We start from the raw sequence: 14,231 nt of genomic DNA on the forward strand, positions 1-14,231 counted from the left end.
CGGTCAGTCCAGGGCTGGCTCTGCTGGCGCATGGCGCTGGCGCTCTTGCTTCGCCGGCACGAAACCGACCTGGGTCTTTGTTTTTCGGCCGGACTTGCCCAGGTACTGCTCAAGCTCACGGGTGGCCACGTCGTAGAGCTCGACGAGCATTGGCTCAAGCTCTTTCCTCAGCTCTTCGCTGCCCGGCGTAGAGCCAAGATGCGACAGATCAGTAGCGTCCTCATGGTAGGCCTCTATTGAAGCCGCCCGCGCGATCACCAGGTCGATGAAGGCATCAGAGTAGACTCCGCAGCCCCGGAGTGACTCGAGGTCTTCAGGGAATCCGTATTCAGGCTGATACCGATACCAGTCGGGGTGTCCCTTGGGAATGATCCGGTAGGAGGCCCCTTCGTACAACTGATCGGCCGTCATGTCGACGATGGTCTGGTCTTTTGTAATACACCAGTAGTGCACACAGATCGGAGTATGCAGGTCAGCCATCATGACCGTTCCGCCTATCCTGGCCATGCCGTACTTGTAGGCCATGAACTCGGAGACCAGGTGGCACATACCCCCGAACACCCAGGGATTCTGCCCGTTGTGGGTTGGCTCATCGTCTTCGCGCTCTTGCTGGCGCGCCGCAAGACCCGCCTTGATCATCCTGTCGGTAACCAGGTGGTGAGTCTCGGGCTCGATGCCCCAGCGCACCAGATTGTCGATGTATCCGCCCGTGCGGCTACGCAAAGTGGCGCCTATGGTTTCCCCGCTCTCCACAGCCTCACTGAAAAGGCGGTCGGCCTCAGCGCGGTTCGCCACATCGATGCTCAGGCACTCGCCGTTCGCGTTCACCAGGTGCAGGATCATCGTCTTCATGCCGGCCACTTACGGCTGGCCGTAGACGAGTTCTTCGTCGTCTTTTTTGAGCTGCATGTCCAGAATGCGCTGGCGGACATTCATGAGCACCTGGCCCAGGAGGTTTTTACCGCGCCACTGGGATTTGTCCAGGCTGCGAGGATCGTCTTCGGAGAGTCCGATCCCCCAAATCTTGTCATAAGGACTGGCTTCTACCAGTTCAGTGCCGGCGGTGCTTAGCAGCAACGTTTCAAGATCTTTGTGCTGTGTGAACTTGTGGTAGAGGATCGCCGTCATCATCGGCACGCACCGGGCATCCCAGATGGCCTGGTCGAACTTGCAAGTACGCCCCAGGGCCTTCTGCTCCTTGGCGGTTTTGGCCGCGAGGATCTTGGCCGCGACCTCTTTGTCACCAAACAGCATGGCTTTCGAGTACATCATGGCGCACTCCCCGTTCGGGAACTTAACGTCCCGAACGTAGAAGTCCCTCTTGTACCAGTTCGAGAACGGGTCATCGGCCGTGAAAAAGAAGGTGAATCCGCCGGCTACTTTCATGTGCGCTCCTATGGACGTACTGCCAGTCTACTGAGGGAGCAAGCCCGCAGGCCAAGCATACCGGCTAGGGCCGCTCAGTCAGATAGGAGAGCGCTCTTTCCCCTTTAGCACGCGCGGATTCACTGCATTTTGCAGAAACCTCCTCATCTACCACTCCTGCCAAGACGCAGAAGGAGAGGAAACCTTCAGCATCCACCACCCCCGCCGCTTGATCAGCGTCATGCCTGAGTATTGCCCGGTACACCACATCCTCTTCGGTCAGGATCAGTGCCGGCACCGGGATGAGAGAGCTGACGTTGAGTAGCCATTCGATGACGTGCGTGACCACACCACTAAGTGGTACGTACCCCGGCGTCGAAACACGGGCAAGCTTAAGTGCCAGCCCCATCGAGGTCTCGTAGTAGTTCACCCCTCCCTGATCGACTACCTTTCGGCCCCAACGCGCTGCTTCCAGGGCATCAGGGTCTTCCATCGCCTCCAGCTCAAGCAACACCAGATCCGGGATGTGAAGACGCTTAAAGCCTTCCAAAAGGGCCAGGCGCCCCGCTTTAGCGAGGCGTAGAAGCGACTTCTCATCCGCGATCACAATCTGGTGTGGCATGCCTTGATCTCCTTAAACTGCCTTCCATGTGTGCTGGGCCAGGTAGCGGCTTTTGATACGCTCGACTGATCCTACCTTTTCCATCCGCAGGAGGGCAGTACGGACTTTTTCGGTCGTCACCTTGCCGTACCCATCCATCTGAAGGCAGTTACGAAGGACTGCCGTGAGTTGGCCGGTGGGGTACTTACGCAGCACGCTCAGGATGGCCTCATCCGTCATTGCTTTTCGAACTACCTGGGTCATTCGAACGAACTCTCCACAGAAACGAAACGAAGTCGCGGCGCGCGCAGGGCGCCGGGTAGGTTTCGCTTGGACTCCAGAGCAGACTCCAGCGAGGTAATCGCCCTGCCTAGGGCGGCGCACTGAGCCCACAGCTCACTCAGGATGCGTTGGCGCGCTGCCAGGTTCAGACTGGATACCAATGGCTCCAATGCAGCAGCTTCACGCTGCAGAGCCCTCAACACACGTTGCCTTCTGAGCTCATCCATAAAAATCCTTTAGGGACAATGGGGTGTCTCTTACTGGAGATTTCTGCCATTTAGGGACAGTATGTTGTCTCTTAAATCCTGCTGATAACCTTGGAATTGTGCTAAAATTGCCTTCAGAAACGAGGACAAGCACATGGCACTTCTCCAAGGAATCTACCCGCCGGCCCGAATCGCGCTCAATGTTGGCAAGCGAGCCCAGGAGCTGCGACTACGCAAAAAGCTCAAGCGCGACACATTGGCCGAGTTGTCGGGCGTACCACCCTCGACTATCAAGCGCTTCGAAACCACCGGGCAGATCAGTTTCGTGCAGATGGTGATGATCGCGCAGGCGCTGGGCGTGGGCAATGACCTTTCGAGACTCTTCCAAACCCCGGTGACGGCCTCCCTGGACGAGCTGGTTGATGACCTCCCTGTGCGGGGTTCACAGTAACGTGCCTCGCCTCTGTCTCCCTGCGTAAGCTGAGGAGATACAGGAGCCACTTACCACATGACCAGAAAGCCCATTCTCATCCAGGATCTGAACCTCTACCACGGCAGCCCCTGTCGAATTGAGCAGTTCAGCTATGACTACAACAAGGACTCAGCAGCCAGCCTCGGCCATGGCTTCTATTTCACCAACAAGCTGAACGTAGCTAAGGGCTATACGGAGCGACACCACAGCAATCATGACCTCCAATTTGCCAACGAGACCCCTACCATCCACAAGGTCAGAGTGACCTTGAACAATCCGATGGACTCGAAGCACAAACAGGCTCTATCAAGAGCCGTTGTGCGCAGCCTTATCACTTGCTCTCCATGCCTAGACACAGCGTTGGCCAACAACTTCGACGTTGATTTTCAAGGTAAAAAGGAGTGCATTGAGGAGGCTTGTGGGTGGTACTGCGACTACTATGATCGCCCTTTGGCCGAAACGCTCAGTTCGCTTTCCACGGACTTCTGGCAAGACCATAACGAAGCGTTCAGCCGCTTGGTATACGAGCTGCTGAGGTACGACGGTGTCGTGGCATATGACGAAAAAGGCGGGGTTCGTGGCGATATCATCGTTTCTGCCTGGTTCCCTGAGCAGATTGAAATTCTTGCCTACCTCGATCCAAAGCTGGAGCGAGATTCAAGCTTCGAACCCTAAGCGCTGGTTGGGCGCTGCGTAACCTAGGACGGTACAGATGAGCAAAACCTTTAAACGCCCTGATCGCCTTGGGGTTTACCTGGATGGCACCCGTGTTGGACAGCTCGGGCAGCCATCCAGAGGCCCTCTGGTCTTTGCCTATGATCCTGAGTGGATCGCCAATGGCTACCCTCTTTCCCCCATGAACATGGAGTGGAACACCAATCCGCAGGCTGCTGCTGATCGAACCTTTCGCGGCCTGCACGGAGTGTTCAACGACTCGCTGCCCGATGGCTGGGGCCTGCTACTCATGGACAGGTTCTTCCGCAGTGAGTTCGGCATCGCGCGCGATGAGATTACCCACCTTGACCGCCTGGCATATCTGGGTCGTCGCGCCATGGGTGCGCTCGAGTTCCAGCCCGAATATGAAACCGAGCCAGAGAACGAGGTGATCGACCTGGCCGGCCTCTACGCCAACTCCCAGGCGCTCCTGAGCGGCAACACCGAAGAGGTTGTGAAGCAGCTGCGTATGGCCGGCGGCTCGCCGCAGGGGGCCCGCCCCAAGATCACCTTGGGCCTTTCCGAGGACAGCAGCCTGGCGATCACCGACTTCGCCCCTCTGCCTGAAGGGTATGAACACTGGATTCTCAAGTTCCGGAACCAGGAAGAGCACCGCGACACTGGTGCAATCGAGTATGCCTACGCCGAGATTGCGCGCCGGGCGGGTCTGACAGTGTCTGAAACAGCCCTCATGCACATGCATGAAGGTAAAACCACCGAGCGCTTCTTCTGCACTCGGCGTTTTGACCGCTCAGGCGTGACGAAAGTCCACATGATGACTGTTTCGGGTATCGCTTACGCGAGCCACAGAGAGCCGTGCCTGGACTATGAGGACTTGCTAACGGCAACCCTCAACATCACCAACAGCGCTGCAGAGGTTGAGCGAATGGCACTGCAGATGGTGTTCAACGCGATGACGCTCAACCGTGACGATCACGCCAAGAACTTCGCCTTCCTGCGCCAGGGCGGAGGCTGGGTTCTGTCCCCTTCCTACGACCTGACCTACGCCCCTCAAGGACTCGGCGGCCAGCACACCACTTCCTACAGTGGCTCCGTCAATCCTCGCCTGCGCGACATCAAGAACGTCTGCAAAGGGTTCCCTAACCTGAATCCGTATGACCTGATCGATGGCGTCTACCAGGCGGTGGCCGAGTGGCCAGCTCTCACGAAAAACCTGGATATCAACAAGAACGAATCAAACCGCATCTACAAAGCCATGGAAGCCATGGCCAAACAGCTCAACTCTTGATGAGCCAAGGACGACCATGAACTCGAAGACGCAATCGCCCCTGGTACTTGCCACCCTCAACGCAGGGCACTTTGGGCCCAACCAGGAATACATGCTGCACATCACCACCGAGGGAGTTGACTGCCGGCTGCAGGGCAATCGCGTAGTCTTCGACCACGAGCCACGGGCACGTCTTCTATCCACCCTGGAGATCCCGAAGGTGCATACCGTGGATGGGCTGCCGACGAAAGTGACAGCCTATTGCCTCCACCAGGATCTGGATGCCGCCCCCGGCCGGCTCATCGCCGCCCTGCAAGCCGAGTGCGACCGCCTCTGTATGGGTGTGGCAGCCTTCGACAAAGCCATTGCCGGCGGCCACCGCGTCGTCGATATCGATCAGCTGCTGGAGAACAGAGCATGAACATGGAAGACGTTCCCGGCCGTCCAGGCTTAACCCTGGTGGCCACCTCAGAGCTACTAGCTCTGCAGGAAAGCGAGGCCCGGCTTCGCCAGGAAGCTGAGCGACCAGCCTTCGGGCTCGGCCGGGTCACTCCGGAGATGAATAACGCAATGAACCACGCGATGGAAGAGCTCATGGCCATGCCTCCAGAGGAGCTTCTCGCCCTGGGCGAAAAAACTGCCAGCCAGGCGGGCTACGAGGAAATGCCGCACCCGGACGATGACGACGATGCGAACCGGATCTTCGAACTGGAGCGCCTGCTCGCGTCCGCCAATGCCAAGATCAGGCAACTGGAAGCTGGCGCCACGCCCGTCTCCACCCAGGCAAAGATGCGCTTAGCGCGCCAGGCTGCCATCCAACGCATTCGGGACATGTCGTTCGAGGAGCTTCGCTCCCTGGCGGAAGCAAACGCCGAGCGCCTGCAGCTCTGAAAATTTGAGGGAAAAGAAACGCCGGCATCAGCCGGCGTTTTTCATTGCTGCGTAGGGTTAGTTACCCTTCACGCACAGCACTTGCTTGAGGGTATGGACTACCTCAACCAGGTCTTTCTGGTTCTCCATCACCACGTCGATGGGCTTGTAGGCCGAAGGCAGCTCGTCCAGAACGTCGGAGTCCTTGCGGCACTCCACGCCTGCAGTCTGCTTTTCAAGGTCAGCCGTGGTGAACGCCTTGCGGGCCGCGTTACGGCTCATGCGGCGGCCGGCGCCATGGGAGCAGGAGCAGTAAGACTCGACGCTACCCTTCCCTCGCACGACGTAGCTCTTATCTCCCATCGATCCTGGGATGATTCCCAGTTCTCCCAGGCCGGCGCGTGTGGCGCCCTTGCGGGTGATCCAGAGCTCTTCGCCATCATGAGTTTCTCGGACGGCGTAGTTGTGGTGCACCGATGACGCTTCGCTGGTGAACACGAATGGCTTGGGAATGTGCTTGCGAATCGCAAGGATCACCTGCTCCATCATGTGTGCCCGGTTCTGCAGGGCGAAGTCCTGGGCCCACCCCAGCGCTGCGGTGTACTGGTCGAACGTGTCGGTGCCTTCCACCAGGTGCGCCAGGTCAGGATCGTCGAGCTCGAGGCCCTTTTTCTGGATCTCTTCCTTCGCCTGGTTGATGAAGTGGGTGCCGATCATGTTGCCGATGCCGCGAGAGCCCGAGTGCAACATCACCCAGACGTTCTGATCCTCATCGAGGCATACCTCGATGAAGTGGTTGCCTGAGCCAAGGGAACCCAACTGACTCGACGCTTTCGCCATTGCATCCGTCCAGTCCTGAGACCGGCCGGCGAAGACGTTGGTGATCGCGCGCTTGGCCATCTCGGAAGGCACAGGCAGGCGCTTCTCGTTGGCGCGCTGCTTGTCGTGGCTGGAGTGGTGGCCACCGGTTCCCAGCGGGATCAGGTTCTCGATCTCGTGGCGCAAGGGCTGGAGGTTCTGCGGAAGATCGCTGGCAGTCAGGGACAGACGCACGGCGTTAACGCCGCAGCCGATGTCGACGCCAACGGCGGCCGGGATGATCGCACCCTTGGTAGCGATGACACTGCCGATGGTGGAGCCTTTGCCGGCGTGCACGTCAGGCATTACCGCCAGGCCGCGCCCGGCGATGAAGGGCAGCCGAGAAAGGTTCTTCAGCTGCGCCAGGGCCATGTCTTCGACTTCGTCAGTCCAGATGGTGATACGAGCCGCACCGGGCTCATGGATTACCTGTTTCATTGGTCATTCCTTGTAGTGTTGGAGATGCCTCATGGGCTCAGCCTTTCTCTACGACCAAGTGCTCCAAAGCGCACCGACTCCTGATTGGGTATCAAGAGCCTTTCATTCGTTCCCGAGTCAGGGCAGCGGCTCATTTTACAGTGCCTTGGACATGCATCAAATCAATTTCAAGGTAAAAGACCTGGTGTTTTCGAATGGTGTTATCATCACACCTATTGGGCACTAGCCACTCCCACGCGTCTGAAGTGGTGATGCAAACCCAAGCCCGCAGCTCTGCCGTAGCGATCATCCCTCAGCAACGGTAGGCGCGATAAAATGCCGACCGGGGAAGCAAACTGCCCGGTCGGGAGGCCGTCCTTAGTAGCCCTATGCCGCCAGGTCATGGCCCCTTCGGGTTCGGGATGAGAAAAGCTCGAGGGGTTCCCTCTTCCAAGGATACTGCAGCATGACGACAGACGTTTCCACACTCATCTCCAAGATGGAGATGCACTGGAACGACGGCCGGAGCAGCAAAGCCTTCGATCTCCTCTTCGAGCACGTCGAAGACATCTTTTACAAGCGCTGGCCAGAGGGTCTAAAGCCCCTCATCGATGCTTCCACAGGCAGAAATCTGCCGCCTATGCTCGCAGTGTCGATACTTCGGGCTACCAGCCGGGCGAAGAAATCCCCGGAGGTAGCACCGGCATGGGCTGCATTATGCAGCGAGACCTATCAGCGCCTCTGCGCAGACGGGGAAAGCATGCCTGCAAGCAGGATTATGCGCGGGATGTTGCCGATCTGATCTACTTGGCGCCAGGAAGCTTCCCTGTGCGCGACCACTCTTCGAACGCAGCATCGCCAGCCTTGGCGGCCTCCCGCACATCTTCCCACGTCAGCGGCCGTCCGATCCTTTTCCTGGGGCTCACCGAGGTTTTCTCTTTCATCGCTCACTCCTATTTTTGTGAAGGCAGCAGATCAGGTTATCACCGCCTGCAATTTCGTGCAAAAGGTGTGGCAAAGCAGGCCTTGCGTATATACAATGTATCTACCGAAGGAAAGGTGCCAACCATGCAGCTACAGACCCGTTTTCTAGACGAAATTGACGCCTCTAAAGAGGGAATGAACTGGCTCCTCGAGATAGGGCGTGTTCGGGGCTGTCAACGTGTCGAGGCTGTCGTAGGTGAGAGCGCCAACGGCCTGGTTAAGTCAGCCTGGCGGGATAACACATTGGTTGCCTACTTCATTGTGGTGCGCGACCTCCAGAACTGGTCAGTCCTGGTCTGCCATGACGTCGATCCCCGCACCCAAGCCAAGGTGACCATCGATGGAGCGCCTTAAGTTCTGGAGGAGCGGCGAGGCGATCACGGTGATCGGTCAGCTGCTCCTCATCGTCGGCATGATCACAACGAGCCACTTTGCGAGAACCTCTGTACTCGGCTCGATTGCTGGCGCTACAGCCATCCTCGCCGGCTGCGTCGTTACTTCCTCTGCCCGCAAGCGAGCCACCTACCTCTAGACTCTCAAGGAAGCCACATGTCGCTCCGCATTCCAGTAAACGTCCTCCAGAACACCACCCATCAGCGGTTCAACCTTCTCCGCAGTCCTTCAGGGAGCGCGCGAGACAGTGTTCACCTGCCGCTGGATGACTACGAGGATGACTTGCTGGAGGACATCCTGAAGGCTGCTGTTACTGCTAAGGACAAGCGCTCCGAGCGCGCCCTGGAAGCCATCATCAGCTCCCGCAAACATCGGGAGGACATTGTTGTCCCTTCCTTCCTGGCCTTCCACCAGCTCCTTACGAGCTACCTCGCCAAAGACGCCATCGACTCCTGGCTCTACATGGAGTGCCAGGACGGCAGCATCAATCCGGTGCTGATCACGAAAGTTGATTACTCAACTAACTCTTACGGTAGCAAGCTGACCGAGAAAGTCACGATCAACGTGGCCTACGTCGGACGTGTTGAAGAACGAGGTGATTCGTCCTTGTCCCTGGTCAGCGACTACATCTCCTTCTCCCCGGAAGGCGTGGCCCGTAAGAAGGTGTCCGCGATCCTGGCGGCCCAAGGGCTTCAGAAGGAAACACCTGAGCTCAAGGCCGCCTATGTGGAACAGCTCAAGGTGCACAAAGAGCTTACCGAAGGGGCGTTTGCAAAGCAGTTTCGCTTCAGCGGGCGCGTCTACAAGTTCGACAAGGACAACTACAACCGCAAGAGCACGAAGTACTTCGACTGCCCTGTGGTGAACGACCTCCACGACTCAGACGTCGCGCCGCTTCCGACGCATGCCGATCTGCAGTTCCTCCCCGATGACAATGGGCAGGAGTTCACGGGCGAGATCCCTCATCACACCATCGTCCCGGTATTCGATCTGCTGGCCCAGGAAACCTTCTGGGTTAGCAGCGGCTTCCTGACGCCCTACGCCTACCGCCCTGAGCTTCGGGATGAGCTTGTACTCCCCGAGTCTCATACCGATCTGCTGGACATCCTGACGGCTGACATCGAGGACTACCGCTCGGACGTGGTCGAAGGCAAGGTCTCTGGGAACATCATCCTCTGTGCCGGGGAAGCAGGCCTGGGCAAGACACTCACTGCAGAGATTTACGCGGAGATCGTTCAACGACCTCTCCTCCGCGCGCCGGCATCGATGCTTGGTACTGACGCTACCTCTGTGTCCAATAACCTGGACAGGCTGTTTGGCCTGTGCCGGCGCCTGGGCCTGATCATGCTCCTCGACGAAGTGGATGTTTACGTCGCCAAGCGTGACCTCGACATCGGCCGTAACGCTGTCGTTTCGGAGATGCTGCGTAAGTTCGAGTACTTCGGCGAGCTGATTTTCGCTACCACGAACCGCCCGGACGAGATTGACCAGGCGTTTAAGTCTCGCTGCGCAGCGATCATCCGCTACGACTACCCGACACCTGATAACGCGGCCGCGATCTGGAAGAAGAAAGCAGAGGCCATCAACCTGGCGCTACCAGATGAGCTGGTGTCCAAATTGGTCACCCTCTTCCCCCAGCTGGCGCCACGGGATACCCGTGAACTGGTACGCCTGGCCGCTCGCCACGTCGACAAGAAGGGGTGTGCGGTCGACATCGACCTCTTCCGCAAGATCGCGATGTTCCGCGACGTGAAGATGGTGGCGGCAACAGATGAGGCTGCGCATGCGTGAAGTCACCATTGATGACTTCATCATGCCCGAGTTCCGGGGAAAGAAGCCCGAGGACTACGAGCGTCGAGAAGACGGCAAAATTGTTCGCAAAGACCGCTGGGAAACCGCCGTCCAACAGATCCGCGAAATAGTACGGGTGGACAGCAGGAACTGGGAGGTTGGCGACGTCGTTGCAGCAGTTGAGAGCCTCGCAGCAGACCTCAACGACTGGAATCGCATAGATGACTATGACGACCTGCCTGAAAAGGACGGTGTGTTCCACCTTCGCCTGGAGGACGGGAGCATTTTGCGGAAGGTCGTGTTCAATCGCCAATCCAAGTCCTGGACTTGGCTAGGAGCTACCCTCTCCGAAAGCCCTCAGGCATGGCGAGATGTGCAATGAAGAAGGCCGGGCTTGATGCCCGGCCTTTTCGTTACGCCTGCAGCCCCTTGTTCATCTCAAACTGCAGGGTGAAGAACTCGGTGAGGTAGCTCTCCAGTGCTGGCTTAGAGGCAGGCCAGTTCTCCATGCCCTCCCGCAGACGAAGCGGGAGGCGAGGATCTTCACAGCCTGGGTGCACGCGCGCCAGGAAGGCTAAGCCACGCTCGCTGATCTTCAGCTTATTGCCGACCTCCTCAACTAGTCCAGCAGCCAGGAGCTGATTGCTGATGTCCAAACGGCTTATTGGGCTTCCCCAGCGCACTTCCGGATTAGAAGCGGTTGCCCGGTCACGGTAGAGATTATGAGCTTCCTTGGCTCCAGAGCGCTTGAGACGGAAGAGAATCTGCAGAGCATACTTGCTCACCCAAGCCTTCTCTGCAGGTACACCTACGCCGAGAAGGGCAGGCGTGAACGCTGCCAAGGCAAGCTGGCTGTAGTTCCAATCGAACCAGCGTTTGGCCTGTCCGTGGCGAACCGCATCAAGAAACGCATGACTGTGAGTAGTCATGTCTTGGGCCTGAAGGCCATGCACAATCGAAGCTTGATCCAATGCCGTTGGCCAGAGGGCTTTTCGCTTAGCATTCAACGACTCCTCACCCAAGATTCGGGAGAGTGACGATTGGAAGCCGTAGGCCCCTGAATAGTCTGGATCGCATGCGTACACAATCTCGCCGGCAGCACGCAATGCGCGCTCTACCGGGGGAAGGCCTTCCCCGACCATCTTGAGGTCGTGCTCACCCTCTAAGGAATAAACCTGCGGCCAGTACTCCCATGGCTGCAGCTGGGGCTCGCTGAAAGCAATTGTCTGATCTCGATTGTCGGGATTCTTCAGCTTAAAGAGTCCAGCGATGCTGCGGCACACGATGAAACCGATTTTTTTACCCGGCCAGTGCTTGGCTACAGGGCCTGCGATCTGTTTTGCGAATGCCTGTTTCTCTGTGAAAAGCAGGATGTCGAATGTTACGGCTTGGGTGCTCATCATGAGCTCCTTCTGGTCGAAATTAGGCAGCTTCGCTGGAGGCCTCGACAGGTTCAGCACGAGGCTGGAAGTGAATCTTGAGGTAGCGCTCGATGCGGGCTCGTGCAGTGTCGATCTGCATGCACATCCAGGACTGAAGCCTGCCGGCCTGATCTGGATCGCAGCACTTATCCGGAATTGACGAGAGGAATCGGTAGCCAACGGTAGTGCATCTATAGGCCTCCCCATCTTCCTGGAGAAGCCCGACGCGCAGTAGGTTCCCCAAGATCTTGGGTTGCGAATCTGCACTTCCCAGGTTTACCGGGAAGTAGGCCATGGTTCCGCTCCACTCGAGCATCATCTCAGCCAGATCGGGCTTCGTAACAAGACCTAGCGAGGCAACGCGGTAAAGCAACTGTAGGCAGTGCTTGGTGATCACAAATTCACTGTCACTGAGCCCAGCCGCAGCCAACAGGGGACTGAAGTGCTTGGCAGAGGCGAGGTTGTAGTTGAAGTCGAAGTAGGCCTTGATCCGCCCGGCCGTCACCTGTTTCGGGAAGATCTCTCCATGCGTGTTCCATGGGTTAGCCATAGCTCGACGCACGAGCTCTTCACAAGTGGTACCAGGCGCAATCAGCGAGTACGGCTCTTCCACCCGGCTGCGGGAGTGGAAGCATTTGGAAATTTCCATGAAGGCAATGGCGCCAGAATGCGTAGGCGAGCACGCACAGATTATGCTGGGCGATGTGTTGAGCATCTCGCGGCAGGTGTACTTAGAAGCGCAGGCGAAGCCTCCGTGGAATTCGTAGGCCTGGCGGAGGAGCCCGGAGATCCTCCAGGATGGCTCCGCGAAGGCCTCAGGAACAGCTGCAGTTGCCTTACTGTAGTCCAGAGACACGCTCATGCAGCGGTCGCCCAAGCCCAACAGGACAGCGAAGCAACGTACACCTGGCCAGACGCTCGGCGCCTGTGCGGCGAGGGCTCGCATCATCTTCATGTCATCGACCACCAGCAGTAGGTGGCCGGTCGGGCAGGTCAAGCTCATCTGCACATGTCCTTAGGGCTGATCGAGCATTCGTCAAAAGTGCAGATAAGCACCTTATTATTTGAATTGCATAAGTGTCAGTCAGGCATCATGTAAAACTTTTCTGCTCGTCGAGTAGAACTTCTCGACCATCTCAAGCGAGCGATAAGAGTCCTGCACCCTCTCGATCTGATGAAGTAACGCGATCATCGAAACGAGTAGCAGAACAATGAACCAGCCCGCCCGCACCACCCTCGCAGCAGGATGCGGGCGCGAAACCAGCTTTATGTCACTCACCGGGTATTGGCTCCAGGTTTAGTGTGCACGAAGGCTCTAGGCCGGGGCTTGGCTTGCAAGCTCAGCTGGCCAGGCCGCATTCTCGCAATTTCCTGCTAATTACGCCACAAAAAAGGCCACCTCGATGGCGGCCCCTCGTTCTCGCAGGATCAGGCTGCGCGCTCTTCCCCCAGCGCGCTGTTTGCCCAGGCCAACGCCGCACCGGCTTCCGGATAGTGCTGATAGGGCATGTACTGCTTCGACAGCAGGCAGAAGACCTTGTCGCTGCTGGGCTGCCCTGCCAGGTGTCCGCACCACTGCAGCTCCGCACTCCCCGGCCGGCCGGCAACCTCAGATACCAGAGCCTGTGCCGCAACGCGCTTACCACTCATGATCGTAACTCGGCGCCAATGCTTGTGGAGCAGCGGATCGTTCGCGCGGCCGCCAGCTTGACGGTAGACCTCGAAGGCACGCAGTAGCACCTCAAACGCCCCATAGATGCTGCCGGCGTTGCCCAGGGCGACCACCACCTGCTCCTCTCGATCCAGGTGATACTCGCTCACGTAGACTTGGTAGCGCTGGTGAAAGACATCCGCACGCAGCAGATCGTTGGTGCCAGGGATTTCGATGAAAGGAACCCCTTCCTTGAGCACTTCCTTCAGATCCTGTTCGGCCAGGACAGGCTTCACATAGCCTTCAAGACCCTGCTCATCGAACAACGCATCCAGTGAGACGCCGAACACGTACTGGAAGAAGTCGTAGATCTCCTCGCGTTCAACACGCTCTGCTGCAAACAGGAGGTCGGCCAGCTGTTGCCAATCGGCGTGGCCACAGGCCCTGGCCCCCATGAGGATCGAGGTCGGCTGCGCCTCGAGCAGCGAATGATTCAAGTCGAAGGCTGCCGGCCGGGCACTGCTCGCAGCCAGGGACTCCACGGCCTTGATCGAGCGCTTGGATACCGCAGCCAAGGTGGCCACACAGCTCAACGGCGAGCCGTTGTACTCCAGATCCAGGCAGTGCAGGAGATTGTTCAGGAGGGCCTTGGGCAGCGCCTCAAAGGCCGTTCGGGCGGCACCCTTGGTCAGGATGTCCTCGGCAATCGAGGCGCTGTGCATCTGCGCGAACCGCGCCGTGTAGACCCCGAAATCCCGGCGGTCGAGTACCAGCTTGCGAGCAGGATGTTTCCCCATAACGAATCGCCACCTTTTAAAAATTATTGCCCCGACGAACAGCATATCGATGAGCACAAACCGATGGGAAACTTTAAGTCTGCCGAGATACCATAGGAGGATATTTTGAAGGCACCCTGCGATTTTCATCATGACATATTGACATGACGTCAATTTTCATTAAAATGACGATCACAAGGTG

18 protein-coding genes are annotated in these 14,231 nt (G+C 57.9%); 10 read left to right on the forward strand and 8 right to left on the reverse strand.

Going from position 1 to position 14,231, the window contains the following annotated elements; all coding sequences use genetic code 11:
* Positions 1-3: 3 nt before the first annotated feature.
* From HNP46_RS00085 to HNP46_RS00100, 4 genes are all read right to left on the reverse strand, one after another.
* Positions 4-852, reverse strand: coding sequence for a hypothetical protein (locus HNP46_RS00085; protein ID WP_184585486.1), 849 nt, complete (start codon positions 850-852; stop codon positions 4-6).
* Between the two features lie 9 nt (positions 853-861).
* A complete protein-coding gene (locus HNP46_RS00090) occupies positions 862-1,386 on the reverse strand; it encodes an NADAR family protein (protein ID WP_184585487.1) in 525 nt (174 codons plus the stop codon).
* Between the two features lie 64 nt (positions 1,387-1,450).
* Complete coding sequence (locus tag HNP46_RS00095) at positions 1,451-1,987, reverse strand: hypothetical protein (protein WP_184585488.1); 537 nt, start codon at positions 1,985-1,987, stop codon at positions 1,451-1,453.
* A gap of 12 nt (positions 1,988-1,999) precedes the next feature.
* Positions 2,000-2,230, reverse strand: coding sequence for a hypothetical protein (locus tag HNP46_RS00100; RefSeq protein WP_184585489.1), 231 nt, complete (start codon positions 2,228-2,230; stop codon positions 2,000-2,002).
* Positions 2,231-2,608: 378 nt separating this feature from the next.
* Between HNP46_RS00100 and HNP46_RS00105 the strand changes: the two genes are divergently transcribed.
* The 5 genes from HNP46_RS00105 to HNP46_RS00125 are packed head-to-tail and all read left to right on the forward strand — an operon-like array spanning position 2,609 to position 5,759.
* Positions 2,609-2,905 carry a helix-turn-helix domain-containing protein gene (locus tag HNP46_RS00105; RefSeq protein ID WP_184585490.1) on the forward strand — a complete coding sequence of 99 codons (297 nt, stop codon included), beginning with the start codon at positions 2,609-2,611 and terminating at the stop codon, positions 2,903-2,905.
* A gap of 57 nt (positions 2,906-2,962) precedes the next feature.
* Positions 2,963-3,601 carry a hypothetical protein gene (locus tag HNP46_RS00110; RefSeq protein ID WP_184585491.1) on the forward strand — a complete coding sequence of 213 codons (639 nt, stop codon included), beginning with the start codon at positions 2,963-2,965 and terminating at the stop codon, positions 3,599-3,601.
* A gap of 37 nt (positions 3,602-3,638) precedes the next feature.
* Positions 3,639-4,889, forward strand: coding sequence for a type II toxin-antitoxin system HipA family toxin (locus HNP46_RS00115; protein ID WP_184585492.1), 1,251 nt, complete (start codon positions 3,639-3,641; stop codon positions 4,887-4,889).
* Between the two features lie 16 nt (positions 4,890-4,905).
* Positions 4,906-5,289, forward strand: a complete 384-nt coding sequence (locus HNP46_RS00120) for a hypothetical protein (protein ID WP_184585493.1) — start codon at positions 4,906-4,908, stop codon at positions 5,287-5,289.
* Positions 5,286-5,759 (forward strand): hypothetical protein, encoded by a 474-nt coding sequence (locus tag HNP46_RS00125; RefSeq protein WP_184585494.1) that lies wholly within the window; start codon positions 5,286-5,288, stop codon positions 5,757-5,759. The genes HNP46_RS00120 and HNP46_RS00125 overlap by 4 nt, the downstream gene beginning before the upstream one ends.
* A gap of 57 nt (positions 5,760-5,816) precedes the next feature.
* Here HNP46_RS00125 and HNP46_RS00130 read toward each other — a convergent pair whose 3' ends face one another.
* Positions 5,817-7,034, reverse strand: a complete 1,218-nt coding sequence (locus HNP46_RS00130) for an RtcB family protein (protein WP_184585495.1) — start codon at positions 7,032-7,034, stop codon at positions 5,817-5,819.
* 445 nt (positions 7,035-7,479) lie between these two features.
* Between HNP46_RS00130 and HNP46_RS00135 the strand changes: the two genes are divergently transcribed.
* Genes HNP46_RS00135 through HNP46_RS00155 form a run of 5 tightly spaced genes read left to right on the forward strand, consistent with a single transcriptional unit; the run spans position 7,480 to position 10,563 of the window.
* On the forward strand, positions 7,480-7,815 hold the full coding sequence (locus tag HNP46_RS00135) for a hypothetical protein (RefSeq protein WP_184585496.1): 336 nt from the start codon (positions 7,480-7,482) through the stop codon (positions 7,813-7,815).
* A gap of 26 nt (positions 7,816-7,841) precedes the next feature.
* Positions 7,842-8,351: a hypothetical protein gene (locus tag HNP46_RS00140; RefSeq protein WP_184585497.1), complete on the forward strand. Its 510-nt coding sequence runs from the start codon at positions 7,842-7,844 to the stop codon at positions 8,349-8,351.
* Positions 8,338-8,529: a hypothetical protein gene (locus HNP46_RS00145; protein ID WP_184585498.1), complete on the forward strand. Its 192-nt coding sequence runs from the start codon at positions 8,338-8,340 to the stop codon at positions 8,527-8,529. Before HNP46_RS00140 ends, HNP46_RS00145 begins: the two co-directional genes overlap by 14 nt.
* Positions 8,530-8,546: 17 nt before the next feature.
* Positions 8,547-10,181: an AAA family ATPase gene (locus HNP46_RS00150; RefSeq protein ID WP_184585499.1), complete on the forward strand. Its 1,635-nt coding sequence runs from the start codon at positions 8,547-8,549 to the stop codon at positions 10,179-10,181.
* Positions 10,174-10,563: a hypothetical protein gene (locus tag HNP46_RS00155; RefSeq protein WP_184585500.1), complete on the forward strand. Its 390-nt coding sequence runs from the start codon at positions 10,174-10,176 to the stop codon at positions 10,561-10,563. The genes HNP46_RS00150 and HNP46_RS00155 overlap by 8 nt, the downstream gene beginning before the upstream one ends.
* A gap of 31 nt (positions 10,564-10,594) precedes the next feature.
* On the opposite strand, the gene HNP46_RS00160 is transcribed toward HNP46_RS00155, so the two are convergent.
* The 3 genes from HNP46_RS00160 to HNP46_RS00170 all read right to left on the reverse strand — a co-directional run bounded on the left by HNP46_RS00160 (position 10,595) and on the right by HNP46_RS00170 (position 14,182).
* Positions 10,595-11,581: a hypothetical protein gene (locus HNP46_RS00160; RefSeq protein WP_184585501.1), complete on the reverse strand. Its 987-nt coding sequence runs from the start codon at positions 11,579-11,581 to the stop codon at positions 10,595-10,597.
* A gap of 22 nt (positions 11,582-11,603) precedes the next feature.
* Positions 11,604-12,605, reverse strand: coding sequence for a hypothetical protein (locus tag HNP46_RS00165; protein ID WP_184585502.1), 1,002 nt, complete (start codon positions 12,603-12,605; stop codon positions 11,604-11,606).
* Between the two features lie 425 nt (positions 12,606-13,030).
* Entirely contained in the window at positions 13,031-14,182 is a 1,152-nt protein-coding gene (locus HNP46_RS00170) for a hypothetical protein (RefSeq protein ID WP_184585503.1), read from the reverse strand.
* Between the last annotated feature and the right edge of the window lie 49 nt (positions 14,183-14,231).

Origin of the sequence: Pseudomonas nitroreducens (genome assembly GCF_014204515.1) — a bacterium.
Lineage (GTDB): Bacteria > Pseudomonadota > Gammaproteobacteria > Pseudomonadales > Pseudomonadaceae > Pseudomonas > Pseudomonas nitritireducens_A.